The organism is Pseudomonas sp. P179 (assembly GCF_000478485.2).
Classification (GTDB): domain Bacteria; phylum Pseudomonadota; class Gammaproteobacteria; order Pseudomonadales; family Pseudomonadaceae; genus Pseudomonas; species Pseudomonas aeruginosa.
The window spans coordinates 32978-59675 of the sequence record NZ_KI517356.1; the positions used below are offsets into that span (position 1 = coordinate 32978).

Annotated in this window: 24 protein-coding genes; 8 read left to right on the forward strand and 16 right to left on the reverse strand. The window is 55.6% G+C overall.

Annotated elements, in window-relative coordinates:
- Positions 1-141: 141 nt before the first annotated feature.
- Genes HMPREF1224_RS42325 through HMPREF1224_RS42340 form a run of 6 tightly spaced genes read left to right on the forward strand, consistent with a single transcriptional unit; the run spans position 142 to position 10512 of the window.
- The gene (locus HMPREF1224_RS42325) at positions 142-528 is read left to right on the forward strand and encodes a response regulator (RefSeq protein WP_010792598.1); all 387 of its coding nucleotides are present in this window, start codon (positions 142-144) and stop codon (positions 526-528) included.
- A complete protein-coding gene (locus tag HMPREF1224_RS0112585) occupies positions 518-1006 on the forward strand; it encodes a chemotaxis protein CheW (protein WP_019439027.1) in 489 nt (162 codons plus the stop codon). The genes HMPREF1224_RS42325 and HMPREF1224_RS0112585 overlap by 11 nt, the downstream gene beginning before the upstream one ends.
- 11 nt (positions 1007-1017) lie before the next feature.
- Complete coding sequence (locus HMPREF1224_RS42330) at positions 1018-3027, forward strand: methyl-accepting chemotaxis protein (protein WP_010794211.1); 2010 nt, start codon at positions 1018-1020, stop codon at positions 3025-3027.
- On the forward strand, positions 3024-3815 hold the full coding sequence (locus HMPREF1224_RS0112590) for a CheR family methyltransferase (protein ID WP_019439029.1): 792 nt from the start codon (positions 3024-3026) through the stop codon (positions 3813-3815). The genes HMPREF1224_RS42330 and HMPREF1224_RS0112590 overlap by 4 nt, the downstream gene beginning before the upstream one ends.
- Before the next feature lie 2 nt (positions 3816-3817).
- Positions 3818-9583, forward strand: coding sequence for a response regulator (locus tag HMPREF1224_RS42335; protein ID WP_010794212.1), 5766 nt, complete (start codon positions 3818-3820; stop codon positions 9581-9583).
- Entirely contained in the window at positions 9580-10512 is a 933-nt protein-coding gene (locus HMPREF1224_RS42340; protein ID WP_010792602.1) for a chemotaxis protein CheB, read from the forward strand. The genes HMPREF1224_RS42335 and HMPREF1224_RS42340 overlap by 4 nt, the downstream gene beginning before the upstream one ends.
- Before the next feature lie 45 nt (positions 10513-10557).
- On the opposite strand, the gene recA is transcribed toward HMPREF1224_RS42340, so the two are convergent.
- The 4 genes from recA to HMPREF1224_RS42355 all read right to left on the reverse strand — a co-directional run bounded on the left by recA (position 10558) and on the right by HMPREF1224_RS42355 (position 13590).
- On the reverse strand, positions 10558-11595 hold the full coding sequence (gene recA, locus HMPREF1224_RS42345; protein WP_010794213.1) for a recombinase RecA: 1038 nt from the start codon (positions 11593-11595) through the stop codon (positions 10558-10560).
- Entirely contained in the window at positions 11592-11936 is a 345-nt protein-coding gene (locus HMPREF1224_RS44965) for a hypothetical protein (RefSeq protein WP_081717424.1), read from the reverse strand. Before HMPREF1224_RS44965 ends, recA begins: the two co-directional genes overlap by 4 nt.
- Before the next feature lie 62 nt (positions 11937-11998).
- A complete protein-coding gene (locus HMPREF1224_RS42350; protein ID WP_223290564.1) occupies positions 11999-12991 on the reverse strand; it encodes a twin-arginine translocation signal domain-containing protein in 993 nt (330 codons plus the stop codon).
- Positions 12992-13044: 53 nt separating this feature from the next.
- Positions 13045-13590 (reverse strand): hypothetical protein, encoded by a 546-nt coding sequence (locus HMPREF1224_RS42355; RefSeq protein WP_010794215.1) that lies wholly within the window; start codon positions 13588-13590, stop codon positions 13045-13047.
- Positions 13591-13708: 118 nt separating this feature from the next.
- Here HMPREF1224_RS42355 and HMPREF1224_RS44970 point away from each other — a divergent pair, with 118 nt between their 5' ends.
- The gene (locus HMPREF1224_RS44970) at positions 13709-14170 is read left to right on the forward strand and encodes a hypothetical protein (protein ID WP_079743779.1); all 462 of its coding nucleotides are present in this window, start codon (positions 13709-13711) and stop codon (positions 14168-14170) included.
- On the opposite strand, the gene HMPREF1224_RS0112595 is transcribed toward HMPREF1224_RS44970, so the two are convergent.
- The 6 genes from HMPREF1224_RS0112595 to HMPREF1224_RS42375 all read right to left on the reverse strand — a co-directional run bounded on the left by HMPREF1224_RS0112595 (position 14137) and on the right by HMPREF1224_RS42375 (position 20494).
- Complete coding sequence (locus tag HMPREF1224_RS0112595) at positions 14137-14490, reverse strand: hypothetical protein (RefSeq protein WP_021263404.1); 354 nt, start codon at positions 14488-14490, stop codon at positions 14137-14139. The genes HMPREF1224_RS44970 and HMPREF1224_RS0112595 overlap by 34 nt on opposite strands.
- Complete coding sequence (locus HMPREF1224_RS42360) at positions 14487-16055, reverse strand: sigma factor-like helix-turn-helix DNA-binding protein (protein ID WP_010794216.1); 1569 nt, start codon at positions 16053-16055, stop codon at positions 14487-14489. The genes HMPREF1224_RS0112595 and HMPREF1224_RS42360 overlap by 4 nt, the downstream gene beginning before the upstream one ends.
- 24 nt (positions 16056-16079) lie before the next feature.
- Positions 16080-17186, reverse strand: a complete 1107-nt coding sequence (dnaN, locus tag HMPREF1224_RS42365) for a DNA polymerase III subunit beta (RefSeq protein ID WP_010794217.1) — start codon at positions 17184-17186, stop codon at positions 16080-16082.
- Between the two features lie 170 nt (positions 17187-17356).
- Positions 17357-18157 carry a hypothetical protein gene (locus tag HMPREF1224_RS0112600; RefSeq protein ID WP_021263408.1) on the reverse strand — a complete coding sequence of 267 codons (801 nt, stop codon included), beginning with the start codon at positions 18155-18157 and terminating at the stop codon, positions 17357-17359.
- Positions 18158-18342: 185 nt separating this feature from the next.
- The gene (locus tag HMPREF1224_RS42370) at positions 18343-19095 is read right to left on the reverse strand and encodes an NADAR family protein (protein ID WP_010794219.1); all 753 of its coding nucleotides are present in this window, start codon (positions 19093-19095) and stop codon (positions 18343-18345) included.
- Complete coding sequence (locus HMPREF1224_RS42375) at positions 19082-20494, reverse strand: hypothetical protein (protein ID WP_010794220.1); 1413 nt, start codon at positions 20492-20494, stop codon at positions 19082-19084. Before HMPREF1224_RS42375 ends, HMPREF1224_RS42370 begins: the two co-directional genes overlap by 14 nt.
- A gap of 155 nt (positions 20495-20649) precedes the next feature.
- Between HMPREF1224_RS42375 and HMPREF1224_RS44975 the strand changes: the two genes are divergently transcribed.
- Positions 20650-20976, forward strand: a complete 327-nt coding sequence (locus tag HMPREF1224_RS44975; protein WP_079743068.1) for a hypothetical protein — start codon at positions 20650-20652, stop codon at positions 20974-20976.
- Here the strand turns inward: HMPREF1224_RS44975 and HMPREF1224_RS42380 are convergent.
- From HMPREF1224_RS42380 to HMPREF1224_RS42405, 6 genes are all read right to left on the reverse strand, one after another.
- Positions 20963-21784 (reverse strand): PRTRC system ThiF family protein, encoded by an 822-nt coding sequence (locus HMPREF1224_RS42380; protein WP_010794221.1) that lies wholly within the window; start codon positions 21782-21784, stop codon positions 20963-20965. The genes HMPREF1224_RS44975 and HMPREF1224_RS42380 overlap by 14 nt on opposite strands.
- A gap of 3 nt (positions 21785-21787) precedes the next feature.
- Complete coding sequence (locus HMPREF1224_RS42385) at positions 21788-22480, reverse strand: PRTRC system protein B (RefSeq protein WP_010794222.1); 693 nt, start codon at positions 22478-22480, stop codon at positions 21788-21790.
- Positions 22481-22489: 9 nt separating this feature from the next.
- Positions 22490-23866 (reverse strand): hypothetical protein, encoded by a 1377-nt coding sequence (locus tag HMPREF1224_RS42390; protein WP_010794223.1) that lies wholly within the window; start codon positions 23864-23866, stop codon positions 22490-22492.
- Between the two features lie 105 nt (positions 23867-23971).
- Positions 23972-24184, reverse strand: coding sequence for a PRTRC system protein C (locus HMPREF1224_RS42395; protein WP_010792614.1), 213 nt, complete (start codon positions 24182-24184; stop codon positions 23972-23974).
- An 11-nt stretch (positions 24185-24195) separates the two neighbouring features.
- Positions 24196-24690, reverse strand: a complete 495-nt coding sequence (locus HMPREF1224_RS42400; protein WP_010794224.1) for a hypothetical protein — start codon at positions 24688-24690, stop codon at positions 24196-24198.
- A 33-nt stretch (positions 24691-24723) separates the two neighbouring features.
- The gene (locus HMPREF1224_RS42405) at positions 24724-26556 is read right to left on the reverse strand and encodes a PRTRC system ParB family protein (RefSeq protein ID WP_010794225.1); all 1833 of its coding nucleotides are present in this window, start codon (positions 26554-26556) and stop codon (positions 24724-24726) included.
- Between the last annotated feature and the right edge of the window lie 142 nt (positions 26557-26698).

Sequence of the window (26698 nt, forward strand, 5' to 3'; positions counted from 1 at the left end):
AGGTCCTCCAGAAACAAGGGAGGACCATAACCGTGCATTGAGATATGACCAGTTTTTACCTGCTTGAGGTCGGTAAGGGCAGGTACGTCCAGAAGAGGGCACCTCCTGAACATTATTAGGGCATGAATCAGGAGTTGTTCCATGTCCAATATTCGATCTGTCTGCATCGTCGACGACTCCCCCGGAATGCGGAAGATGGGGGCCGGCTTTCTGCAGAAAGCTGATATCGAGGTTCACCTCGCAAAGGATGGGTACGAGGCCCTGCGTGTTATTCGCGAGGCTAGGCCTGATGCGTGCTTCATCGACATCGAAATGCCTAACCTGGACGGATTGAAGCTTGCCTCAATACTACGAGCTTCGACTCAATTCAAGCACCTACCCATCGCCATGCTTTCCAGTGCGAGTTCACCTTTCGACATACAGAAAGGGCTCTTGGCAGGCGCAGATCTCTACCTGACCAAGCCGTTCACAGGCGACAAGATCGCGAAAGCACTCATTGATATGGAAGCGATTATCGATGAGCAGTGATATCTCCAGCGGTCGTTACAAGTGCATTGGGTATCGGATCGGCGATACCTACTGCTTGAGCCCTTCATTGGCGGTAAACGCCATCACTCAGGTTCCTGTTAGTCCCACGCAAGTGCCCGGAACGAAGCCCTGGTTGCTCGGGGCAACCAAGCTGGATGGAGACATCATTCCTTTCGTGAACATAGCTCGGTTCCTCTCGATCCCTCAGACCATGTCCAGGGCAGAACACAGTAACCCAGTGGCCTTGATCGTCCGGGGCGGAGCTGATGTGGGTGACGTAGGCGTCATCGTAGATCAAGTGGTTGGGTTCATCCCTTCGGGCAACCTCACTGACGCCCCAAATGCCAATTTGAAGATCCCACCCGGGTTAGGTGCTTGCCTAGTCGGAGTCGTAACAGGCGACGCCCGGACGTGGGCTGTCATCGACATTCAGGCGCTAATTGCCGATCCCAAAATGCAAACGATTGACCTCACATGAGACAGGACCGCATGAGCAACAATTTTTCCTTCGTTCCCCTTACCGCGGTCCTGCTGATCGCAACTGGCAGCGCGGCTGCATGGACTGGATACAGCTTCCTTAAAGACACTCGGGCTGATTCCTTCTATGTGGCTGAAACCTACGAACTGAAGTCCGCCGCTATGCAAACCATCTACTTGGCAGACAAAGCAGCGGCTGATGGTGCATATGCAAGCCAGCTCGTAGAGGCGGAAAGTCAGGTAGAGCGCGCCCTGATGCATCTTCGGAATGGAGACCCAATCAAGGGTATTCCCGGCGCACCGGAATCGGTACTGCGTAGCCTGGAGTCCCTGAGTGCTTCTTGGGATGGCATTGCCCCCTCGATCGCCAAACTGATCAGTGGACAGTCTGGGACCGAAGCCTTCAGCCGAGCCGCCAAGGAGGCGAAGACGGCCGTTGTGAAAGTGATTGAGAGTGGCCGTTCAGCTGAAGCGCTGCTATCTAAGCTGAATGCTACTTCCCAGCAGAAGAGCCAGCTGGCTCAGGCCCTCACTGAGCTGGAAGCTGACGTAGCGGGAGTCACTGCTACTACAGTAGTCGATGCCACCGGGCTGCAAGGCGCAGAGGCAGGGGTTAGCAAGTATTTAGGCGCGCTCACCGCATTCGGGAATTCGTTGCCTCGTGACAAAGCAATGATGGATGAGTTGATCAAAAGCTACCGAAGCGCTCAATCCGCTCAGAGCCTGATCAGCCAGGCAAGCGGCCTTTCCTCCAACTCGGCCCAGAATCTTCCGCATGCTAAAGAAATCTGGCAGGCACGGGACAAGATCGCGTCTTCGACAGATACCTTGATCGCTTCGGTGAAGGCTTTGCCGGATGCACGAGCCATCAATCCAACTCTCGTGGCAGTCCTGGGTGCTCTAACTATCGGCCTCGCGATCCTGAGTGTCCTCTTGGTGGCTCGTGTATCTGCTTCTCGGGCTCAGGCGGTTGAAACCCGCGGCAGCACGATTGAGGGTAGTCAGCGTGAACGGTCCAAGGAGCTGAGTCTCCTTTTGACTGAAATTGAGCGAGTAGGGCGGGGAGAGTTGGACCTTACCCTGACAGATGATCGCGATTCCACCAAAGAGATCGCGAAACTGCTCAACCAGGTATTCGCGCGTTTCCATGAGATTTTCACCGAAACCAGCCAGACCGTAATGGGGCTTGCTGCGGCGACGGAACAAACCATCACCACAGCTCGCAATGTTGACCGCAATCGTGACGAGCAATTCCGGGCGATCGAGCACATCAGCTCTCTGATCGCAGACATGAATACCTTCATCAATCTGATCCAGCAGCTCATGGGTGATACCCAGCGCGTTGCCAACAGCGTGGCTAACAAAGTCCACGCCGGCAGTGAGTCTGTGAATGGTGTGCACGAAGGGATTTTGGTCCAGACCCAGCACCTGAACTCTATCCAGCATCGAAACAAGCATCTGATCGAACGGTTCCAGATGCTGGAAAGGATCAGTGAGTTCGTAAAAGAGGTTGCGACAAAGTCCGAGCTGGTTGCTTACAACGCCTACCTGGTATCGGACCAAGTCGAGGGCAATACCGAGCTGTCCCGTGCGATGGCTAAGAGCGGTGAAGCGGTCCAGGACCTCAGCACCCAGTCGAAAGCTGTGGTGAGCGAGATTGGGCAACTGCTCAAGGACATGAATGAAGCTGCTCGCGATACCCAGACCGCTGTTGACATATCACTGAGCGAAATGCAGGGCCTGCTGACCCGCTCCAATGCGGCGCTCGCTTCCCTGAAAGACATTCAGAGCATTACTGAGAGCCTCACCACGAGTGTTGACGACGTCAATCAGCGGACCAATAGCCTCATTTCTCAGTCGTCCGAGGTATCCGAGACGATGAGTTCTATTCGTCACTACGCTTCCGAAAACTCGGCTGCGAGCGAGCAGACTGCATCTGCAATGAACAACCTGAATCGCCAAGCTCAGAACCTGCACAGTGGCATTCAAGACTTCTACAGCAAGCAACGCGAACGCGCATGAATACAGTCGATGATCTGATTCTCGATGAGGGGATGGCCAACTCTTGGATGAAGATCATCGAGGAGCGCTTTGCCATCGAAATTGACGAGCACCGGCGTGTTGCCTTTGCGAGGGCCCTTACCAGTTTCGCATGCGAAACTGGTGAGACCCTCGAGAGCCTGTTCAAGCTGTTCGTGTCTGGGCGTCTGGAGGAAGCGCAGAGATTCCAAATTCTGCACCTGGCGACCAATCACGAAACTCGGTTTTTCCGATATCCCCCATCGTTATCTGCTATCCGTGACGCCTGTGCTGATATTCGTAGACCTCCCAGAGTCTTGTCAGTCGGTTGCTCAACAGGTGAAGAGCCCTACAGCATCGCATGCACATTGCTTCGCGCTGGACATGCAGCATTTCATGTGCATGGCACCGATGTGTCCCAGCCATGTATCGATAAAGCGCGGCAGGGGATCTACCGCGGGCACCCCGAGATACGACTCGATGTCGCTGCACCACAAGGCCAGCATGAGGTCCGGTTTCACGCCTGGATACGAGACATGGTCACCTTTGAGCAGCACAACATTCTTGCTGAGCGTCCGGTGAACTTCACCGCTCCTGACGTGATCATCACCCAGAACATGCTGATCTATTACCGCGTCGAAACGCGGCACCTAATACTGCAGAAGCTGGCGGCCATGTTGCCGATTGGGGGGTACTTACTGACCGGCCCCGCAGAGGACGGTAACTGGAATCCGCTGGGGTTGAAGCGACTCCCTAACCACCTTCTCAATCTCTTTGTAAGGGTTGCTTAGCAATGCCCAAGAATGTCCACGCGGCACATCTTTCCTGGATTCGGCCCCCGATCATCAAGAGCGTCGAGATCGCCAAGGCGTCTATCGACACCTACTTCAAAAAACATGCTGATCTACAGAATCCTCCTCAAGGGGCACAGGCTGAATGGTTTGCCAACCAGAAGAAGGCGATGGCCGATGCCTTCCGCAACGTCAGTGAACACGTAGAGTTGATTCACTCTGCGCTGACTGTCTGCGATAGCCCCGGAGGCTCGGCTTTATCGGTTGAAATGCGGGTAGTCTGCACCAGTGTCCAAGAAAAACTCCTCGAAGAGGAGAAGGTGGCCCCCGCAATTCTTGCCATGATGTCCGGCATGATCATGCTGCCAAACTATCTGAAGATGGTCATTGATGGAGCCCCTGATGCTCCTGGCATCCTCTCCAGGCAGATCAATGAAATCCGTGAGGTCAGGGGCGTTCCCTTGCTTGTCGAGGACAGTCTCCCCCCAAGCATGCTCTCATTCGAGTTTGTTGATCCTCCCCGCAAGATTCATAACGTTGACGATGCCCGGCAGCAGGAGGTCTTCTCGACCTCATCTCGTCGCTTCCAGACAGCCTTCAGTTCCTACATTGGGACCCAGAACAAAGGCGCGCTGGCGGACATGCGCCAGGTCCTCCGAGAACTCCAGGAAGTTTCTCATAAGCCGGAAGTGGGCGACTTCTGGTGGGTTGGTGAGTGTCTACTCGAGGCACTTGCCATCGGGGGCCTTCGTAGTGGCGGTAACACCGTCTCCCAGGTCCGCATGCTGTCTGTCGCGGTTCAGAAAATCGGTCTAGGTGGTGAAGAAGCCGCCCTGGAAGTCCTGGGTATCGATCGCTTCAAGTCGTTGCTCTACGTACTGAGCCTAAGTTCAAAAAGCACGCCTAGCATCGAAGCCGCGTTGAGGGTTTTCAATGTCGGGAAGTCAGTCGACACCGACTCGCTGGCAAAGCTTCAGAGCAAGCTCGAATCTACTGAGGCTACAACCATTGCTGACGTCGTCCTGGAGCTGAAGCCTCTTCTGGATGCAGCCATGGTCTCTCTGGGGCGGGCCCTGGGGGCACGCTCTGACGACATCTTCAGTGTCCAGCTGTCTACATATAGCGCGGCGATGCGTTCAGTAGCGAACGTGTTCTATATGGTGGGCGAGGATGAGCTTGCAGGGGTTGCCAATAAGTCCATCGCACTCGTGGCTGGCAAGGAAGGTATTTCTGCCATCGCTGCCGAGGTGGTAGACGATCTGAAGTCTTACATCCTCTACCTCGACGAGCGCATCAATCTCATCAATGAAAATGACGCGACAAAGGCACTGAACATTGAGGGTGTCGGTGCCGACGTTCTGGACACACTCGTCTCAGAATGTTTGATCGAAGTGGTGAAGACTCGTCGTTCCGTTTCGGTTCACGTAGAAAGTGGCATTGGCCAGGATGAACTGAAGGACGGACTTGCATCTCTCGTCAATACTGCTGCGGCCTTGAAGTTTTCGGGAGCAGAACAGGTTGGTGATTTGCTCGGTGCAGTCTGCTCTGGGATGGTAGGTCTCCTAGATAATGCGGAACTCACGTACAGCCCGGAGTTGGATCTGCTGGCGAAAGCCTTGGTGGCGATTGAGATGTACCTCGAAGCCATCAAATCCAAACTTGAACCTGACCCCGAAAACCTGACGAAGGCAGCTGAAGCTCTCCGCGAACTCGGGATAGATTTCACGGAGGTGGCTCCGGTAACCACCAACGAACTTTTGATTAAATTTGAGGCAGCCCAGGAAGAGGTACGCGAAGACGATGATCCGTTCCTCACCGAGCTTTTCGAGCTGAGGAGCGTCTTCGAAGATAGCTTTACGAGCCTCGACCTGCGTAGTCGTTCGTCCATTGAGCAACTCTACAAGGCTGCAGACCGCCTCTCCATGGCCGCCCGTATGCACGGTCATGAGTCGTTCGGAAAGATCGCCAGTGGTGTTGCTGCCTTCAGCAAAGGCGTAACAAACCGAGCCCTCAAAGAGGATTTCGACCATGCGGAGGAGCATGACTTGCTGCGCTCCGGCGTGGAGATGTGCCTCCGCTGCATGGATGAATACTCTCTCAGGAACAAGGTCTCCTTGTTTGTGAAAGATGTGGCCGATGCACTCATGGCTAAAGCTGATCCGGAAATGCAGTTGGCATACACGTCTCATCCAGAGATACCGGCATCGTCTACTAACGCAACTCATCAGCCTGCAGTCCAGAACAAGCTCGAGCAAGTCGTTGCCGAGCCGGATGCAGTAATACTGGCCCATGAGCAAGAACGGGAAATGCCCGAGGGCGTCGATCCGGTCCTGATCGATATCTTCCGTCAGGAGTTCACCGAGCAATACGCAGCAATGAGTGCGTATCTCAAAAGCGGGCGAAAAGACGTCAACGAAGCGTTTTGCCGTGTCGCTCATACCCTTCATGGGATTTCGTCCAGTGCTGATTGCCTCCCGCTTGCAAGTGCATTTGCAGCCCTAGAGACTCGCCTGTTCCAGTTGAGAAGTGAAGAGGCCGAACTGCTCCAGGGTGATGTAGAAGCCCTCCTGGATTTCCTGGCAGATGCTGAACGTTTCCAGCAAGCTTTCCCTTGGAAGACTGAAACTCCCGCACTTCACTCCTGGCTAGAGGTTGTCCAGGCATTGGGGTGCGGGGCGGAAGAGGCTGAGTACGTTGAGGTCGCTCAGGTCACTCCAGTTTCGCATGCTAAACCGGAACCGGATGCTCCGCAGGAAAGTCATCAGCCGGAAAATTTGAACCCAGTTTCGCATGCTAAACCGGGAAACTCTGAAAGCGATGATGTACAAGAGTCCACCACCAAGCATGCGCAGCAGCCTTCTGCCCCGCCGGCGATTGAATACAACCCGGAGATGGCTGAGTTCTATATTGAAGAAGCCGAGGAAGTTCTCCCTCAGCTTCAGCTGAACGTAGACCGCTGGATGGGCCAGATGGATGACCATGACCTGGTTACCACCATCAAGCGGCAGATGCATACTCTGAAGGGCGCTGCAGCTATGGCAGAGGCAGCTTCGATCAGAGAGATTACCCATTACATGGAAAGCCTCTTCGAGAGTCTTTCCCTGAGCATCATTCCTGCATCAGATGACTGCGCCAGGCTGGTCGAGTATGTTTTGGTCGCATTGGATCAAATGACTAGCGCGATGCGTCGCGCTGTCGGGTACGAAGTTCCCTCGGCCTTGATCCGTTGCGTTGAAGCTGCAGTCCAGCATAATCGAGTGGATCTGGGCCTTCTTGCTCAAGAGCCCTGCACAGCCGGCGAGGTCCTCCTTCAAGATATCCAGCTAGAGAAGGTGGCCACCCAAGATGCCAGGGCCGAAACCCTAGAAGCTTGTGAAGCACAATCTATCGCAGAGCTTGAAGAAGAAACGCCTAAGACTGAAGAGTTCGAGCAAGGCATCGTCCATCCTCAGGGTGAGGAAATCTCTTTGGCGGAGGAAGAGTCAGGACACAAAAAGACTCGTCGCAGGTCTCGAGGAAAAGGTGGTGCAAAACGTCACGCGGCCCGTATGGCAGCTCACGCTCAACCCGCTCAGGAAGACAGTCTGGTGGTGTCCTCGGAGCCGGAAGACTCAGTCGAGGTCGAGAGTCCAGCTTTGCCCGCCGTCCCGGAAGCTACCCCCGAAGAGTCTGGCAAGTCAGTGCCGGCACCTGTAGCAATTCCCGAACTCGTTGAAGTCCCACCGTCAATTTCTGCCGTTACTGTACAAGAGCAGGAAGTACACCATGAGCCAGAGCGGCAAAGCAGAACTCTTCGCGAGTCGGTCGAAGGCATAACCTCTAAATCTGCCCCAACCAAGCCTGTCAGCAGCTCGGTGATTCGCGAGATCCTGGCGAAAGCCCATGACTCCATCCACGGTGTCGGCAGCAAACGTCGAAGCGGTGGCTCGGAAAAAATCAAAGTGGATCAGCGACTACTGGACACTGCAGTCGAGCAGTCCAGCGAGCTGACCGCAGCCCGATATCGCCAACAGGCGCTGCATGCCGAGTTGATGATGATCGTAACTATCATTCGGGAGAAGCTCGAGGCGCAACAGTTGAACCACATGAAGTTCACCAGCGCCCTGCGTCTTCACACAAACCAACCCGTTCCAACCGCCTTGGCCCATCAATCGGCAGGTGATTTTCAGCTTGAGCGATTCAATGATCTTTCAACTCTCAATGTGACCATGGGGGCTCAACTGGCCCAGACCATCCAAGACGTCGAGGAAATGTTCGCACAGGGCAAGCTGATCAAAGACTCCTACCGTCAACAGGCGGGGCTCATCAGCAGCCTGCAACGAGATCTTCTCGATAGCCGCCTGGTACCGTTCCAAAACATTCGTCCAGCCCTGACCAACCTCATCGAGCGTGAGTCTTCAAAACTAGGGAAGAAAGTAGACACCGTTTTCACCGGTGGCGACGTAATCGTGGACAAAGTCATGCTCGATGCTGTGCGTGATCCACTGGTCCACCTACTCAACAATGCTCTCGACCATGGTATCGAGCCTGAAGCACAGCGGATTGCTCAAGGGAAATCCGCGCATGGCAGCTTGGAGGTAAACGTCTGCCGACGAGCTAAGAACATCGTCATCACTGTCAAGGACGATGGCAAAGGCATCGATACCACGATGATCAAGGCTAAGGCACTGGAGAAAGGCATCATCAGGCAGGATGATCAACTGACCGAATCGGATCTCCTGAGACTCATCACTCACAATGGGTTCTCTACCGCAGCAAAAGTCTCTCAGCTGTCCGGCCGCGGTGTTGGTATGGACATTGTCGCTACGACGGTAGAAAGCATGGGCGGCCGGCTGGTAATTGAAAGCAAGGTAGGCTGGGGTACGACCTTCACTTTGGAAATGCCATTCACTATCGGCTCGAACCGAGCTCTCATCTGCCGTACGGGCAGTCAATGGTTTGCGATTCCCAGCTACACCATGTACCAGATCATCCAGTGCTCCCGAGCCGATCTGGAAAAACAGCGGTTGGAGAAGGGGAAAGCGGTACTTCATCACGAAGGAAAGTCCTTCGAGGTTGTGCATCTGGCCGACCTACTTGCGATGCCTGAGATGCGTTCCACTCACGATTTGGACCAGGAGGTCCTGGTCATTCTGTGTCAACAAGGCGAAATGGCTATTGGTATTGAGGTCGACAGCACTGATTCAATGCCCGAGATCCACATCAGGAAGCTGGACGGCATCCTTTCCAAAGTGCGCGGGATCATTGGCGAGACAGAGATGCAAGACGGTTCGCCGGTCTTCGTCATCGATGTCATGGAGCTGGTGAGGCTCAACCTCAAGCGGACAGACACCGGCTTCAAGGTTCGGCAAAACCGTGTCAAGTCTGTGAAACGAGATCTAAAACCGGTCTGCCTCGTCGTTGACGATGCTACGAGTTATCGCAAGCTGTTGCAGAAGCACTTCGAGGCTCGTGGGTATACGGTCATTACTGCCCGCGACGGTCAGGACGCAATGGACATGCTCCCTCTCGAGAGACTCCCTGAAATCGTCATGGTGGATATGGAAATGCCTCGAATGACTGGCTTGGAACTCACAAAGGCACTGCGAGCCCGAGCTGAATTCAATGAGGTACCAATCATCATGCTCACCACTCGCACAAATCTCGAGGACGAGGCCCTGCGAGCTGGCGTAAACATTTATCTGAACAAGCCGTGCGACAGCATCGCGCTCGATAACGCGATTGCAGAAGTTCGCCCAGAACAAGCATTGCAAGGGTCAGCTGCATGAGAGTCGGTATCATTTCAACTAGCAACGTCCAAGTGGCTCTCATCCAAGAGGTTCTCTCGCCAGTCGTCGGAGAACTCACGGTCTATGACATGAGCCACGTGGAGAATGGAGACCTGTCAGCGACTGGCGTTCACGCACTGATCGTCGACTTCAGCGACGAGGCGATTCTCAACTCAGAAGATGTCCTCGAAATGTTGGGGCGAGATGAGCCTGTCTGTGTGCTCAACGAACGTGAGTTGTATTCGATGAGCGCTGCAGAACGTCAGGCCTGGTGCAACAAGCTTGTCGATGAGCTTAAGCGAAGCATCCCCGACCTCGCAGAAAGCCTAGATGCGAGGAAAGCCGAGATTGAATCCCGAAACGCGAACGACACCTGGGTGATCGGCTGTAGCTCTGGCGGGCCTCAAGCTATCCGTGATTTTCTTGGCGAGTTACCCACGTTGCCAGTCAGTATTTTCCTGGTCCAGCACCTCACCGAAGCTGCATTCAACACCTATGTCCAGCGGGTACGCGAATGTACCTCGCGGTGGGAGGTGGTCGCGGCCGAGCATGGCGCCAAGCTTAAGGCCGGTACCATCTTCGTTGTCCCGCGTGACACCACAGTTGAAGTACGAAGCGGGGTGATCCAACTCCGGCCGGTCAAGCCAAACACCTACAGCCCGTCGATTAACAGCGTGATTCGGTCTGTGTTCAGTTCGATTGCAGGGAAGCTTGGAGTGATCATCCTCACCGGGATGGGGGATGACGGTGCCTCGGGAATTCGCGATCTGAAAGGAAAGGCGAAGATCGTTATGGCCCAGGATGCGGAGTCCAGCCAGGCCCGTTCGATGCCTGATGCTGCTAGGGAAACTGGGGCTGTATCCTTCTCGGGTAAACCGGCCGAGCTTGCCCGACATATGTACCGGATGTACGGCATCGGGAATCACTGATCACAAAACAGAAGGCCGCCCAAATTGGCGGCCTTTTCAGTTGGTCTATGCAACCTCTTGATCGTCATCACTAGGTGAGTCGGTGATCACCGCAACACCGGTGATCTTCTGGCTGCGGAGCTTCGCCTCGATCTCATCGCTGACCGCGGGATTCTCCTGCAGATACTGGCAGGCATTTGCCTTGCCTTGGCCGATCTTCTGACCTGCGTAGCTGTACCAAGCCCCCGACTTCTCGATCAAGCCACTAGCTACCCCAAGATCAACAATCTCACCGAGCTTGTTGATCCCCTTCCCATAGAGGATTTGGAATTCAGCCTGGCGGAATGGTGGAGAAACTTTGTTCTTCACCACCTTCACCCGGGTTTCGTTCCCGATCTGCTCATCGCCATCTTTCACCGATCCGGTACGACGAATGTCCAGGCGCACCGAGGCGTAGAACTTCAGGGCGTTACCCCCGGTGGTGGTTTCCGGGTTGCCAAACATCACGCCGATCTTCATGCGGATCTGGTTGATGAAGATGACCAGGCAGTTGGCGTTCTTGATGTTGCCGGTGATCTTGCGCAGCGCCTGGGACATCAGGCGGGCCTGCAGGCCGACGTGGGCATCGCCCATCTCGCCTTCGATTTCGGCCTTGGGCACCAGCGCCGCAACGGAGTCGACGATGATCACGTCCACCGCGTTGGAGCGCACCAGCATGTCGGTGATTTCCAGGGCCTGTTCGCCAGTGTCCGGCTGCGAGACCAGCAGGTCGTCAACGTTGACGCCCAGCTTGCCGGCGTAATCCGGGTCCAGCGCGTGCTCGGCGTCGACGAAGGCGCAGGTGGCGCCCTGCCGCTGGGCTTCGGCGATGACCGACAGGGTCAGGGTGGTCTTGCCCGAGGATTCCGGGCCGTAGATTTCTACGATCCGACCTTTCGGCAGGCCCCCGATGCCCAAGGCGATATCCAATCCCATGGAGCCGGTTGGGATTGCCGGAATGGTCTGGCGCTCGTGGTCGCCCATGCGCATTACAGCGCCCTTGCCGAATTGTTTTTCGATCTGGCCCAGTGCCGCCTGAAGGGCCTTGTTCCGTTGCTCATTCATGGAATTTCTCCGTTCTGTGGACGCGGGATGCGTGAGATCAAATTTCGGCCGGTTTCAGATGTGCCAGAACCCAAGACTTGTCGAATTGCTTTGGCTTGATCACCAAGGCATTTGCCGAGTGATTGATTGAGCAGCTCAAGTGCTCCAGGGTTTGCCCGGTTGATCAGATCGCGCAAAAAGTCCTCCTGCAGATCTTCATCTGCTGGGAAGGACACTGGATCGAAATCAGCGCGAATAATCGTTGCCACGCCCAGCTTGGTCGTTACCTGGATGGTCCGTGGGTCGAGGCGTGTTGCGAACTGGCGAAGAAGGGGAGAGGTGGTGATTTGGAAGCTGTCCATAGATTGGTCCTCATGTGGAACTTGAGACCAATCTATGGATATCTGGATGTGGCAGAAGCGCCTCAACCGCAGATTGTTGGGGAGCAAACCCCCATGATCTCTTCGTACTCCTTGCAGCAGACCACAGGAGTCCACCAAACGAAGGCATACAGCTCCTCAAGGGAGACGGGGTATAGCCTCATGGCTGTGTCCAGGAGAGCGCTACCGGCCTTGAAACCGACGGTTGGCCAGGGTTGAGTTTGCTGCAGCTTCCCAACAGAGAGGGCCGCGCTGAAGGGAAAGGTGCCGATTGTGAAGCCGCTGAGGTGGATTGCTCGGTATGCGGCAATTCCGGCAGCTATTGCCGCGTTGTCGTTATGGGAAGCCATTTGCCGGGGATATAGACCACCCCATTGCCCTATGCAGATCTCCATTCCAGGGATGGAGAATGAGCCAGTGAGCGGATTGCAAATCACTCCCGCAATGGCTTCTGCTGCTCCAATGTCCCGACATCCTGTGTTCCAGGTTGGGTCGAACTCGGTGCTGTAGAGCAATCTCGGGAAGCAGTTCGGCAGGGCTGAATTGAACGCATTGACGCCCTTTGACACGATAGGGTTGGCCACTGCACCGCACATGTCTAAGGCAGAGGTCAGGGAAAAGTTAGTGGTGCGAGCAGCATCCACACCACAAAGCTTGCACGACTGATAGCCCATTGCGATGTCGATCGCCCAGTCCGGCAATTGCCAGATACGGACTGCCATCGATGTGTAATCGTTGTTGTCCGTGCCCACACTGAGTGGGCCACCAATGGGTTGGCCGAGTACCGTATCTCCGCCCCCTTTGATCACTTCCACCAACGCTACTGGCTGGTAATGAGAGACGATCAGATGGTCTGGGCAGAAATGGCAGCATGGCCCGAAAATTTTGTACTCGAGGGTGATGGGGTCGATGAAAAGAAGAGTGGCAATGCTGGCACTCATCGCGGCTGCTTCCTGTGTTTTCACCCCAAACCCAATGGCGGCTGCGGCGCTGGCTGCAGCCGACATCTTCACGAAGCGTCGACGGGAGACTTCCAATTCACTCACCTACAGAACAAGGGTTTGGTCTAATAGTGGGTTGGGAGTGCCCCTCAGTTGAGGTTCCAGCACATACCCGGGAAGCCCACACTGACCATCGGCATGCTTCCGTCAGCGTCAAACTGGTCATCGCCGTCTGGCGACATCACGTTCACCGTCGGTTCTCCGTCCTGGATGTCGACCATCACCATTACATGCTCTAGGTCGGTACCAGGTTTACGACCCGTGATGTAGACCGCTTCCCGGGATACGTAGGCTGTGAGTCGAGCTCGGAGCCTGTCAGCCCCGAATTGTCCTGCCGCAGGTGCCAGAGCAACCATGGCCCCAGAGACGTTCAAGGCCATGTCATGGCGAACCTCAAATTCAAGGTTCCCTACCCGGGCCTGGCCTCTGGTGCTCCATGCCTCTCCGCGGAATTCATAGGAGCAGTAGCCAGACTCACCAAAAGTCACTGGCTGGTTGAGTCGAGCTTTGAACTGCTCCAGCGCCAGCTTTTCCACTTCCTCTGGGTGGCAGTGACTGGGCACACGCACCTTCACCGTTCCGTTGAGGTTTACCGGTACCTCGATTGTCTGAAACGCATCGTCGTTGTCACGCATAGAACTACTCCTGTGGCTGATGATGCGCATTTTGGAGATGTTCAGGTGTGCCACCAGCGTGACCGAAAAAGAGGCACCCTCGAGACACTATTAGGACAAGGAAAATGAGGATAGAAACGTGGAATCTCAGATTTTGGGCATCATCGGATCAGTGCTTCTTCTCGGTGCCATAGCCGCCCTATGGATCGGACGACTGAATAGTGCCGCGGGGAAGGCTTCAGCTGGCGAAGAAGCGCATAGCAGTAACCACCATCTGGAGGAAACACTTCCAGCAAAGCCGAAAATCAACATGGTTCCCCATGTATCTGCTACGCCGATTCAGACTTCACTTACAGAGCCTGAACGGGTGATCGAACTGGCGAAAGCGGAAGTACGTGTGGAAGAGCCCGTACTCGTCACCAGACCGGAGGTGGATTGTGATGATGCAGCTATGAACCTCCAGCTAGCAGACCAGCTACTGGTTGTCGGTGACTTCGAAGGTGTGGCCGAGTACGCCAAGCTAGTCCTTGAGATGGATACCGCATCGGTAAGACAACGCGATCGAGCTCAGATCCTATTGAGACGAGAGATGGCTCGTTGAAATTTCATTACCGTTACTGCCGCTCGTACATGCCGATCAACTCGAAACGCAATGAATCCTTCATCATCCGTCACATCAAAGCCTGGTGAGCTGCGCCATACGCAGTTCTTCTTCGACACCTGGATCAGACTTGCTCCCACGACTAGGCAGAACTGATTTTCGGCCACCGCGTAACTGTGGGCCAATCGCACATTGGATTCCGGCATTTTCAGAGTTAAGTGGACATCGCCATCATCCATCAAGTCGGCGCCGATGAAGGTGCCAAGAACTCCAAAAGCCTCGATCTCAGCACCGTACAGAGGCAGGCTCAAATTACTCATTCCAAAATCTCCAGCAGGCATTCTGCGTGCTCACTTTCTCTCAGCTTTTTCAGCGCCTCACATTCGATCTGACGTACCCGCTCCTTCGAAACACCCATGATCTCGGAGAGGGTCGCAAGAGTCTGGGCTTCCGCTCCTCCAATACCATAGCGTGCAACCACTACCTGCAGTTCCCGCTGGTTGAGAACGTCCCCGAGCACCTCAGTTATGTAGCCGGCGGCATCCTCCTCCATCACCTCCTCAACAAAGCTGTTGTTCGAGTCCGCGAGCAGATCGTGCATCCCCTCCGCCTCTGAACTGCCACTCTCCTGGAAGGTGGAGTCAATAGACATGGGCTTTCCTACACCCACGAAGTAGAGGAGATTCTCTACGTCATCCATCGAGAGTCCACAAACCTTGCTCAGGTGCTTTTTGGATGCATTCGGTTGCTCCTTCAGAGCAGCTGTAAGCTTGCTCAAGGCTCCATGTGATCCTTCGGGCAAACGGATCAGCTCCTGTTGGGTGAGGTCACGCAGGATCGTTTGACGAATCCAAGTCATGCCCAGTGTCGAAAATTTGAAGCCCATCTCCGGTGCGTACCGGTAGATGCTTCTCACGAGGCCCAGTTGAGCTGCCGAACGGACTTGCTCGAGGTCTGTGGCAAAGCGATACCCAGAGACGATCTGGTCAACCAGGCGCATATTCGCATTGGCAAAGAACCCTACGGTCTCGTGAACAACCCGCTCGGCAGAGTTGAATCCCTCCAAGGCGGCCAGCAGCTGCTCGGCCGGCATATCTGCAGTCGACGCCGCAGAAAGGATGTCCCGCTGCTTTTCAACGATCTCTTGGCGCAGCCGGCGCAACTCTCTCTGAGGATATAGTTTCAACTCGTAGCCCCCAGAGAGCATCAGACCAGGCATCAGCTTGGGTGACGTCCATTTCCCGTTGATGATTCTTGCGACCTTGGAACGAGGAAGGCGAACCTCCTCTGAGATGTACTTCACCAGGCCGTTGCAGAGGCTGGACAGCTCCTTGCACTTGGTTCGGAATTCTCCGGCCGCGCGGTTGAGGATGAGGTCGTAGGGCAGGATCTCCAGAACCTTCTTCTGGATTTCGTCTCGGACAGCTGCCACGAACAGATTGTCCTCGAAGCCGGGAAGAGCGAACGCTTTCAGTTCAGCAATCAGGGTCTGGATGGTGTTCAGTTTCTTGCGAAGAATGGATGCAAACTCACTGTCAGGAATTGAGCCCGCGCGAACCCATGCTCCGTCCTGGAAGAGCAGTGCAGCGGCCTTATCGACGCTATCGTTCTCGCCAATGGAGTTCCAAATGTCGGTCACCAGCCCTTGGAGAATGCTGGTGTCGCTCGAAATTGCTTTCAGCAGGCTGAGTTGGCCAAGAATGATGCGGTAGCCCAGGGACTGTTCCTGGTTCAGAGACAGCAAAGCCTTGGGGCCTTCCAAAGAAGGCAGGGCCGGGAGTGAGTTAGGCAACAGGAAGCCCTTACGGGCCTCCTGGTTGACTATGCGGCAATCGAGCTTAGTGTTGGTGCCTTCAGTCAGGTTAGAGCGGTCGGTGTGGCTCATTTCTTGCCCCTTCAGAGGTCCGCCTTACAGGCGAACCGGCATGAGTACGAATTTCTGATGGGGGCAGTCTTTGGCCTTAATGAGCGTGCCAGAAGCAGGGCCGGAATAAAAAAGTTGCAGGTCGGTGCTGGATACAGCTTTAAAAGCTTCCTGTGCGTAGCGACTGTTGAACCCAACATCGAAAGGGGCCGCATCGAAGTCACACGGCAGCAGGTCTTCGGCTTCTGAAAGGGCATCATTCGACACAGAGACGACCTCGACCGTTTGTTGGCAAAACTTGAGGCGGACTGCCTGGGACTTACCATCCGAGAGGAGACTGACACGAGCAACAGCGCTCGTAATCGCATCACGGTTCAAGTTGATCAGTTGACCAGTCTCTGCACGTTCAATGAGAGCGCAGTAGTTAGGGAAGGCCCCGTCGACAAGGCGGGAGGTCATGGTCCCATTGACTGCGGTAAAACTGACCAGATTGCCAGAGTGGGTGATGGTGACGTAGCCGTGGCTGGTAAAACTGGCAACGTCCTCAAGGCATGCAACAGGCAGAATGAACTTCATGGAAGAGCTTTTCTCGATCTGGAGTTCTACCATGCCCATTCTGTGTCCGTCGGTGCCCACGAGCGTCAGCTTCCCTACCGAGGCCTCGAACAGCATCCCGTTCAGGTACTGACGCACATCGTTCCGGGCAACGCAAAATGCGATACCACGGATGCCGTCCCTCAAGGCCTGCGACTCGATAGTCAGTGCCGTTTGGACCTGGCCATCGGAATGCAAAGCCTTGGGGAAAGAAGACGCAGGTAGGGTGGCGATGCTGAATCGTGAGCGTCCACAGGTGACAGTGGCTTTCTCCTCGCCCACGGATACAGTCACATCACGATCTACGGGAAGAGAGGAAACGATTTGTTCGAATTTGGATGCCGAGATGCAGACGGAGCCAGCTTCACGAACGATCAAGCTTGGGTCCTGCAGGTGAAGGCTCATCTGCTGGTGGCCATTGTTCGCCGTTACATTGAGGTAGCCATCCTGAACATCGATCAGGAAATTGCCGTTGATATCCCCGGCCTTCTTAGATGCGACACGACCGCACTGTTTGAGAATGGCAGCTAAAGGTGCAGCCTGGACAGTGAACTTCATGGGAGTCTCCTTCTGAAAGATGCTCCCATTTACGCCGATGCGCGGCTGTGCCAGAACCAGTACAGCATGTCCTTTCTGGCTGAAAAACGCCCATACGTGTAGAGGCCAGCTACGGACTGGAATACAGAGAGTTATCCGCCGAGTTATGCACAATTCCTGGGGAAAAAGGTCTAGTGCGAATCGCGGAGGAAGTCAGCTAACCGGCTTGCGACCTCGGTGCGATTGGCTTTGAAACTTGCCTTTTGGGTGAAGCGAGATGCGTCGACAAGCATAGAAGTGACCATCGCCCGATTCCCGGTGTTTCGGTAGTACCGCGCCACCACCAGATAAGCCCGCAAACGTGCCGAATCAGAGCTGAACTGGTAGAAGTCATCGGGTATGGGGCGGTACCCATCGATGACCTGGCCGACAAGATTGAACAGCTTCAGGTTGTCCGCAGACCTCACCCCTGGAATCCCATCAGCGGCCCTGACCAGGAAATCCCGAGCATCGAGTTTTAACCCCTGCGACAGATAGGTGATTGCCATTTCTGTAGCTGGTACAACCCCTGTCTCTGGGTCTTTGGCGAAATAAGCAAGAAGGTGGTTCTGGAGAGCCGAGGATCGCTCCAGATCTCCCTGAGCGAGTAACACCTGCAGCCGAAGAAGCAAGGCATCCATGTAAGCTCGCTCATCGTCTTTGCTTAATACATCCAGGGCTTTACCAAGGGCTTTGTCATCCTTGGCCTCGGAAGAGATCTGCACGATCAGCGAAAGGGCATAGGTACGGGCGTCCTTCCCATCGATCTGTTGGGCGGCGGATAGTGCATTCCGAAATCGTCCATGCTGAGCTTCTTGGACTGCTGCGGAGGCTTCTTCCCAGTAGAACCCTTTGGCAGTGCAGGAAAACGCCTCTACTGAGGACTGAAGCGACTTCAGAGTCTCAGGGAACTGAGCTCCTGCAATTCGAACCGCAGCGGCGGCTCTCCACATAGCGTCATCACGAATCGTACCGCCAGGAGCTTTCTGTAGGTGGGCCGAAATCAGGTCAGCAAGACATACCTTGTCAGCAGTTTTGTAACAGTACGCAGCGGGCCTATCCGTTACCCAGCGAGGTTGTTCAACCGCGCACCCTCCCATGAGTATGGAGAACAGTATGACTCCCAGATTCCGGGCCTTCACGCTGGCAGCTCGACCTGGTGGGCAACAAGACCGGTTTCGCATGCTAAATCGTAAGCTGCTTGAGCAAAGGAAGCTTGGCCATGGGTGCCCAGAAGAAAGACATGGGTGGCCTGGCTGATCGCGTTCTCTGCAAACTCCGCTGCGCTTTGGGCCCGAGGAAGAAACCGCAGCGGAATGTAGCGTCGTGCTGCATACGCAGCAGATCGCATGGATACCCCACCATCCGCCGAGACGATGACTTCGTCTGGCTGTCGGACGTTGAAGATGTGATCGAGCACCTCGTCGAAAGACGAATTCCTCAGGGCATCAGGCGAATCGTCTCCGGCGAGCAAGACTTTCCGCAATGGATCGCCAGAATGAAGCCGCTCGTATATCTCTTGAATCGCCTCATTGACCAGGCCAACAGGGCACTCACATCCCGGATGTGTTACGAGCGGCACCATTGAATCTTTGTGCTGTACCAGTTGCATCCAGAGCCCTGCGCGGACCATTGGTGCTTTGATCTCATCCCAGTCCGGTCGGCGGACACCTTGGGTGATTCCTGCTGTTTCGAGGATGAAGTCATCGCGGTCCTCGATACTCAGGATGTACCGACGGTAGCCTTCGTCCAAACCGCGGAATTTCTCTGCCTCAATGAAGTGCATGAGAGAGAGATAGGTCTCCACTTGCTGGCCTTCGCTGCACATATAACCCTGAAACGGTCTGTGCTCGTATGGGTCTAAGACTGGCGGTGTTTCAGTATCCCTCATTGATCATCCCCTTCAAACGATGAAGTCGTTCCCGAAAGCTCTGGACACCTGCTGCCGTCGGGTACTGCTGACACATATCCTCCGCTCGTTCCATGAGCTGTTCCAGCCGAAACGAACCGCTGAAATCTCCCCGGACTCTCTGATCCACATGCCGCAGCCATACTCCCCAGTCGCTTGGCGATAGAGCGTCAGGCTGGTACCTGCCAAGCATCCGGTTTCCGAGATCCCGAAGTCGGCGGTCAGTGCCAGTTAAGAGGAGGTCCTGCCAGGATTTGAACCCCGAAGAATGCAGCTGGCGCATTAGGTCGAGGTCAGTTGAAGGGAAATCACCCGCCCACATTCGGTGGTCAACGTCTGCGGGCTGTGCGTTTAGCTGCAGCACTGGTTCATCCCGCAATCTGCCCACCAGGTGTTTTGCTGATGTCAGGCGCTGGATGTTCGCCTTCACTGCGGAGACATTGATGCCCAGGCGCTTAGCATCATCCGGTCGAATTGCGCTCAGCGGGGCCACGAAGGGAATTCGGGACATACTGATGTGGAAAAGCGGCGCGGAGCGGTCCCCTTTGTTTGCCCTAGACAAATGCTGGAGTGACTCCGTGGAGTCTGAGCATAAGCTTGAAAGGTCAGCCTCTAAGTCCACCATGCAGATCAGGTCGGGATAACTCACGTCAGCTGCCACTGGCATAGCGAGGATAGCTCCACGATTGTCGGGGAGCGAGGGGTGGACCATCACCACAGGCTTCACACTTCGCAGGTCCCAGACTTCACCTCCATCAAGGCCCAAGAGTGCCTTGATCTGGGAAGGAGAGCTGACTGTGACGGCATGGTGGAGAAGCTTCGGACTCGCTTCCGAGATTTTGGAAAGAACCTCTTTGACCCGAAGTGCCCGGTTCTCAGTGCCGAGTCCCGCGTCCCACATGAGGAACTGGTAGAGGCCGGCTGCTCCACCAGTAAGCGTCTCAACATCCCAAGGGCATTCTCCTGGACGGATCAGGAGAATTGCTCGAAGTAGTACATCCAGATCGAGGAAGTGGGCAGTGTCAGGTACGCCCAGGCAGGGGTACGGGAGCAGATTCCGGTAAAACGATGCTCGAATGAATGGATCGTGCCTTGTCGTTGATCCAAAGGCTATATGGAGAGTGTTTGGTCGTGTGAAATCCGCGAAGACCCTCCTTGCCCACTCTACTTCGCTGCAACCCTGGTCGAACGCCAGTAGGGCCAAGTCACTATTCATCACAACATCAGGATCGAGGTATACGTCGTCTCGGAGCTTGATGTTGGTAGTTGAGAGGTCTACTGATCCTCGGGCTGGATAGACCGCCGAGTCAAAGCGAATAACCTGGCCCTCGGTTGGAGAGCGCCCGGCAGTGACTGTGTCGTAGAAGTGTATGGTTGGCATGAGTTCTTCACCTGGTTCGCCCTAATAGTGGGGACCAGGTGCCCCTGAACTGGCTGCCATGGTTCTTCATCGAGTAGAAGCTCCGAGCAAGGCCTTCGCTGGAATGCTGGAATCTGCTCGATATACTCGGGAGGAGTCAGTTAAAGAGGTGGCACGTGTTGAATGGTGGCGGTTCCATTGCCCTGGTTTGCCTGGATGGCCGAGTGCATATTGCCTCGGTGCAGGCGGATGTGATTGCGGTGAATTCAGTTGCAATTTGCGGGGATGAACTGGAGGGTTCCCCTGAGATTGCCTACGTGGACACTGGCGACCTGCCCCACCTTCACACGTTCACAATCTGCCCTCGCTGTACTACGGCGTATTTGCGCTCAGGATATCGGGAGCGGGTACTTGCCGCGCTCCCGGATCAGCCTGCCGACGTATCACCACAAGCTGCGCTGGAGGCCATGTATGTCTCCCACAACCAGCTCACACTTTTCTGAGTTTCGATACCTTCCCTTTCTTGCCTGTTGCCTTCGGCTGTTTCGGCGCAGGAGGAGGGAAGGGGTAACTCATCTGCTCTCCTGTGCCCAAGTTCAACACAAGCCAATGCTTGGACGTTTCACCAGTACGCAGTAGCTCCCACACGATGCCCATCCCTGCCGTGGTCACCGCACGGTTCACAAGGCAGTCCTGAGTACGAATGGACTCGGCTGCTGAGCAAGATTTGGTGTGGTCATCTTCCAACGAGGGTATTTCCGGGTAGGCGTCGAGGACATTCGGGAATCGGTCGCGCATGACTTTGTTGATACCACCGAAAACCACCTGACCATGACGGTGTCCATTCCCGAGGTCGAGCCACATGCAGTTATGTTTGACCGCTTCGCAGGCGCCGATGGCCACACGGGCCGAGGGTAAATCTACTGCTGAAATGATGAGGTCAGCATTGCGGATAGCGTCATCAGTTTCGCGAGAGGGGAAGCGATAGGGCAATCCCTCCCATTTCATCCCCAGCAGCAGGTTGTATCGATTGGCCAGACTGATTGCTTTGTACTGGCCGAGGTCGCAAGGCCAGAAGCGCTGACGTACAAGATTCGGTTCGCGTACAACGGAGTCGTCGATGATGGTGACATGCAGGCCATGCTTGTGCCCGAGCGAAATCAGGGCGTGATGGAATTGGGCGAGGCAATCCACTACTTCGCTGCCGTTCCCACCAGCCCCGATGACGACAATTCGTGGCGCGCTCGACAGCCAAGAGTCTGGAGTCTTGAAGCTGATGGTTTCCGGGATCAAATTCTGAACGGCCCCCATTACTCAACCCTCCCCATTGATTGCTGCTTTGAGGGTCAGAGGCTTGCCTTTGACTTCCGACAGCTTGAGGCAACGATCAGGGAACTTCTTCGCTTGCTTGGCGGAAAGGTCGCGGTAGAACTGCACCAACTCGTTGAAGTCCTTGATGCCCTTGAGGGGGATAACCCCTCCGCCGTGAGTATTCGTGCTCTCCAAGACAAAACGCTGCCAGGTAGGGATGTTCTCGATCAGGATTTCTCGCGGCAGATTGACGTTACCGGAGCAGAATGTGCCGTTGTTATAGGTATTGCCCAGCGGAGCGAAGTGCAGTTCAGTTTCCGGCGTCGGACGGCTCTTGCCTTTGTAGGCATAGCAGCGCAGCACACCGCCAGCCAAGTAAATGAGGCCGGGGATTGGTGCTTTGATAATCTCGCCACGGAACGGGATTTCCAGCACCTGGGGAGCGGTGTACCACACCAATTTGTTGCGTCCCCGCACCAGCAGGTTCTCAGGCAGGAACTCAATGCTGGGTTCTTCTTCACGAAGGAGGTCGATCAGCACCTCCTTGTCCAGGCTCGAAAAGGCTCGGCCAGCACCAAGGGTGAAGGTTTTCCCCCCGTCCAGTGGCAGGACCTCATGGCTGGTGATATCCAGTCGATGGGTTTCGACGTGGCGATGGATGAGCATGGCGCGGCATTCGACTTTTTCACTGAGCATGTTCGTTCCTTAGAGAGCTTGGGTGAGGCGGCTAAGCAGCGATACGCACTGCTTGGTTTTGTCCAGTATCGTCACGGTCTGCTGTGCCAGAAGCTCTCCATCCAGTGGAAGCGCCAAATGCAGATCGCCCACACCGTTGACCCGGTCATCGAAGCCGTTGCAGGCTTCATCTTCAAGCGAGCTGTACTCACCATGAATCGTCACAACCAGCGTCTCGAACACACCTACCCCTTCCTCCGCTGAGCCCTGGAGGTCATGCTCACTGATTGCTCGGCTGCCCTCTACTGCGTACCGATGGCAAAGCTCAAATGCTTCCTTGATCACTTCCAGAACAGGCTTGAACGGGCTGCCAGCGTTGATCGAATCCTGAACCTGCTCAATCAGCTCTTGAATTTCGACTGGGTGGTTGGAGTCCTGCTCATGCGTCAAGGTGAAATGGGTGCGTCGAGTCAGGTTGTCCAATTCTTTCAACTGATACGCGACCCCCTCGATGTAGTCCTCATCGCGGTCGTCACCTTCTATCCCCAAGGGCCAAGCTTCAAAGGGGAATTGATCCTCTGGTGTCTCCAGCAGGTAAGCGGTCAATTCTTCCGGGGAGGAGTTTTGAATGCGTTCTTTGATCGCACCATATGCGTCCGCCAACCCATGATTGTCGTAGCTGTAAACGCCCATGAAGCTGGATGGCGTGTGGAAATGAACAAGGTACGTGGACATGGCGTCCAGTGCTTTGAAAAGGAAGACTGCTACCTCACGGAATTCCTCGCAGTCCTCTGCTGGCAAGGTCAACTCGTACCGGTTGAAATACTTGGCACTGATGATGAACTTCGCCCCCTGAACGCCGAGGTAGAGCCAATCCTTTACATCCGGGCAATCGGCAGTAGCCAGATCAACAAGGCTTTGCTCGACCTTCTGTATGAGGTGGTAGGCACAGTTGGGGCCGAGGGCGACCAAGTCCTCTACCGACTCAGCAGTGAAGAGTCCTGCTTCGATGCACGCCAGTGTGGTTTGCGCTGCGGGTTGGAGTTCGTACGCTGGGGTTCCAATGAGCTTGGTACGTCGCTTGACCCCAGGAATCAGCCCGACCTTTGAGAACCCAATTCGGGATTCAATGGCCCCGATCACCTCGTTGGTGACCAGGTGCAAGCCATAGTCGTTTGGATAGGCGTTGAGCCAATCCAACTCCTTGTCACCGATCAGGCCGCCTTCGTGCGCATCAAGACAGAAGGCAGCATGGCTCTTGCGATCTACAAGGTGGCTGTATTCGCCAAAAGCGCGGCTATGGGCCTCCCGCATGGCCGTGGTGACCTGCGGGAGAGCCAGAGGGCTCAGCGCGGAACTTGGGAATTGATAGTTCCGGGAGAAGCTGGAGAGTTCAAGAGCGCCCATAGCCGCCTCAACTGTTCGTTGGATAGATCGTGGTCGGGGTTGGTCGGGACGGAGCGGGCGGAGGAATCTCCGTCCGCCCACGCCATGAGGGTGGAGAGGGCGTCCTTAGCCCTTGTCTCCGAAGCTGGCTTCACGGAATTCGTAGACATAGCGGTCGCCCTCAGAGATAGGTTCAACAATCTTGGCGCCTACCAGTCGTGGGAACTGGCGGCTGTAGTGCTTCAACACGTCGCTCGGCTCCATGCTCGGATCGGGATCGTCCAAGTCGCGCCCGGCATAACGGAACACTCGGTCCAGGGTGACGATTGCGATGCTCATCGTGTCGCTCCTCAGAAACGTTCAGCGAGATTGGCGAAGGGGGCGGGAGCCGCCGCTTGGGACGGAGCTGGTGAGGTGGACGGCTTGGTTGCCGGCTCAGAGCCACTCTCCAGATCGGAATCGTCGCTGTCGTCCTCTGCTGCAGCGCTGTTCCCTTTCGCGGCGGTGGGTGCGCTTGGAGCAGGCTTCGCTGCTTGCACTGCCGCCTCGCTCAGCTTGCGGATTTCGTCCAGGGCGGACATGCCGTGGTTCACTACTTCCGCATGACTGCGGACACGCTCGAACAGCGCGGTTTCCACTTCTTCCGGGGTGCCCGACAGCATCATCGGCTTGGCGATGGCTGCGCGCAGATTGATCTCGGCTTCGGAAGCCTTTGCAGGGGTGGGGCCGATGTTTGCACTCAGCACCACTTTCACACGGCCTCCTTCGAGGCCGGAGACGTCGATGTTGATGCGTTTGTTGCTGTCGGTCAGCGCCTGGCTGATAGCGATGAAGAAGGTGTTCATTTGGGCGGCTCCTTGGTTTCGATGAGGTTATTGTTAGGCCGAGCGACGTGTGCCAGAACCGGCCTGAACAGAAATCTCAAATGCTTCGGGGAGATACCCGGCCCAAGAGAATTCTTTGAATTCCAGCACCGCTTTGATCAGGGCGTCTGTTTTCTCGGTCGAGAGCTTGGCGAAAGCCTTGTCACCATGAATCTCGTTGTACTTCGCCTCGAATCCCGAGCGCTTGCAGTCCGCGATAATTCCCGCTTTCACCAGAGATTTGAGGTAGTTCTCGCTCATCTGGAAATGCTCAACCGGCTTCATGCCTTCATGCTTGATGTAGGCAATCGATTGACTACCCGGCAGCGACTTCTCGAAAGAGTCGGCGCTATCGTTACGGAAGGTGGTGCAGGACGCGAGATTGGTCAGCAGTTCCAGCAACTCGGATTCCTCCAGCTTTGCCAGTTCCACCTCCACATTGCAGCGGCTGCTGTCCAGCATGGCTTCAGGCATGCCCAGCTTCTTTTTGATCCGGTTGGCCAGCTCGTGAGGCAAGCTGCTGCGCATCTCCAGGTACATGCTGACGATGGCGATGGCCAAGGCGAGCCTGCGATTGCCTTGAACTGCCTTGGAACCCATTTGGCCATAGAGGTTGAATGCCTCACGGCGGATGGACTTCTTCAATGCCTGCGGTTGTGCAGGCTTGTCCTTGCTCTTGTCAGCAGCTTGTTTCGATGCCGGAGTGGTGGCCGAGGCAGTTTTGGAGAGCGGTTCAGTCGCGCGATTGTTGGCCGGCTCATGGGGGCTTTGCTGCCCAGCCGCTTCTGCGAGTGCGGCCTTGTAGGCTTCTCGCATGTCCTTGTTGCAGTTACGGTCGAAGCAGTAGCCCCCTGCAACGGTCCCTTCGTGACCCGTTGTGGTACTCACGACGGCCCCATAGTTGGAGCAGGACAGGCAGGCTGTGATCTGGCTATCACCAACGCCATTCGGCCCTTTCGCTTCCAGTTGGACATAGCCGTCCTTTGGCAGTGTCAGGTCGGTATGCACTACCCCGAACTCGTCGCGGGCCTCGATGAGCTTGACTTCGATCAGTTGGCTAGTTTTCTGGTTCCAGCAGGTGGCGTTCTGGCATTTGGCACCTGCTACTGAGGTGTCGAACAGGTCCACGTAAGCAGCCGAGTTGTGGCGGCACGACGCGCAGTCCTTGGTGTCGAAGCGAGCGGACGAGATATCGCGGGCAATCGTAAAGAGCCGGTCCTGGGTGTCTTTAACCGTCAGATTCTGATCGATGATCTTGGCCAGGATGGGTGCCTGCTCGCTTTCCACCAGACGGCACAGCAATTCAGCGTGGCCGATCTTGATTTGACCTTGTAGCAGAGCATCGCGGACTTCCGGGCAGGCGCGGGAAAGCATGATCCGACTATCGAGGCGGGTACGGGACCAGCCGAGCAGCTTCATCACCTCCGTGTGATCGTTACCGCAGTCGGCCAGAACAACAACGGCATGCTGTGCTTCTTCAATCGGGGTCAAATCCGCACGTTGCATGTTCTCGATGGCCGCGATGATCCGTGCTTGAGCCTCAGTGAGGTCACGGATGATCGCTGGGATTGTCAGGAGTTCCAGATCGACGGAAGCCTGCCAGCGGGTGTTGCCTGCGACCACCTCATAGTCGAACTCGGGCTCATCAACCGGGCGGATGATGATCGGCTGCTGTACCCCATGCTGACGGATGCTCTCCTTGATCTGAGAGTAGAGAGCGGTGTTCCGGCCCTTACGGGGATCGACTGTAGGGTTGCGGCGAATGCGGGCAACAGCTACATGCTGCATATCGGCCTGTTCTGCGGAGGCTGCGTCTTGGGTGGGGATGTGCTGAATCACGGCGGTCATGGTGAGTGCCTCTGTGTGTTTGCGATGGGCAAACTTTCAGGGGTATCGGTGTGTGGCAGAACCGGGCCGCAATTATTTTCCGCAGGGCAGGGCCTAGCGGCTTGGGCTTTGATGTCCCCGCTTCCAAACCGATATGGAGGGT

Coding starts and splice junctions, on each gene's coding strand:
- HMPREF1224_RS42325 (WP_010792598.1), top strand. CDS start 142: ATGTCCAATATTCGATCTGTCTGCATCGTCGACGACTCCCCCGGAATG.
- HMPREF1224_RS0112585 (WP_019439027.1), top strand. CDS start 518: ATGAGCAGTGATATCTCCAGCGGTCGTTACAAGTGCATTGGGTATCGG.
- HMPREF1224_RS42330 (WP_010794211.1), top strand. CDS start 1,018: ATGAGCAACAATTTTTCCTTCGTTCCCCTTACCGCGGTCCTGCTGATC.
- HMPREF1224_RS0112590 (WP_019439029.1), top strand. CDS start 3,024: ATGAATACAGTCGATGATCTGATTCTCGATGAGGGGATGGCCAACTCT.
- HMPREF1224_RS42335 (WP_010794212.1), top strand. CDS start 3,818: ATGCCCAAGAATGTCCACGCGGCACATCTTTCCTGGATTCGGCCCCCG.
- HMPREF1224_RS42340 (WP_010792602.1), top strand. CDS start 9,580: ATGAGAGTCGGTATCATTTCAACTAGCAACGTCCAAGTGGCTCTCATC.
- recA (WP_010794213.1), bottom strand. CDS start 11,595: ATGAATGAGCAACGGAACAAGGCCCTTCAGGCGGCACTGGGCCAGATC.
- HMPREF1224_RS44965 (WP_081717424.1), bottom strand. CDS start 11,936: ATGGACAGCTTCCAAATCACCACCTCTCCCCTTCTTCGCCAGTTCGCA.
- HMPREF1224_RS42355 (WP_010794215.1), bottom strand. CDS start 13,590: ATGCGTGACAACGACGATGCGTTTCAGACAATCGAGGTACCGGTAAAC.
- HMPREF1224_RS0112595 (WP_021263404.1), bottom strand. CDS start 14,490: ATGAGTAATTTGAGCCTGCCTCTGTACGGTGCTGAGATCGAGGCTTTT.
- HMPREF1224_RS42360 (WP_010794216.1), bottom strand. CDS start 16,055: ATGAGCCACACCGACCGCTCTAACCTGACTGAAGGCACCAACACTAAG.
- dnaN (WP_010794217.1), bottom strand. CDS start 17,186: ATGAAGTTCACTGTCCAGGCTGCACCTTTAGCTGCCATTCTCAAACAG.
- HMPREF1224_RS0112600 (WP_021263408.1), bottom strand. CDS start 18,157: ATGTGGAGAGCCGCCGCTGCGGTTCGAATTGCAGGAGCTCAGTTCCCT.
- HMPREF1224_RS42370 (WP_010794219.1), bottom strand. CDS start 19,095: ATGAGGGATACTGAAACACCGCCAGTCTTAGACCCATACGAGCACAGA.
- HMPREF1224_RS42375 (WP_010794220.1), bottom strand. CDS start 20,494: ATGCCAACCATACACTTCTACGACACAGTCACTGCCGGGCGCTCTCCA.
- HMPREF1224_RS42380 (WP_010794221.1), bottom strand. CDS start 21,784: ATGGGGGCCGTTCAGAATTTGATCCCGGAAACCATCAGCTTCAAGACT.
- HMPREF1224_RS42385 (WP_010794222.1), bottom strand. CDS start 22,480: ATGCTCAGTGAAAAAGTCGAATGCCGCGCCATGCTCATCCATCGCCAC.
- HMPREF1224_RS42390 (WP_010794223.1), bottom strand. CDS start 23,866: ATGGGCGCTCTTGAACTCTCCAGCTTCTCCCGGAACTATCAATTCCCA.
- HMPREF1224_RS42395 (WP_010792614.1), bottom strand. CDS start 24,184: ATGAGCATCGCAATCGTCACCCTGGACCGAGTGTTCCGTTATGCCGGG.
- HMPREF1224_RS42400 (WP_010794224.1), bottom strand. CDS start 24,690: ATGAACACCTTCTTCATCGCTATCAGCCAGGCGCTGACCGACAGCAAC.
- HMPREF1224_RS42405 (WP_010794225.1), bottom strand. CDS start 26,556: ATGACCGCCGTGATTCAGCACATCCCCACCCAAGACGCAGCCTCCGCA.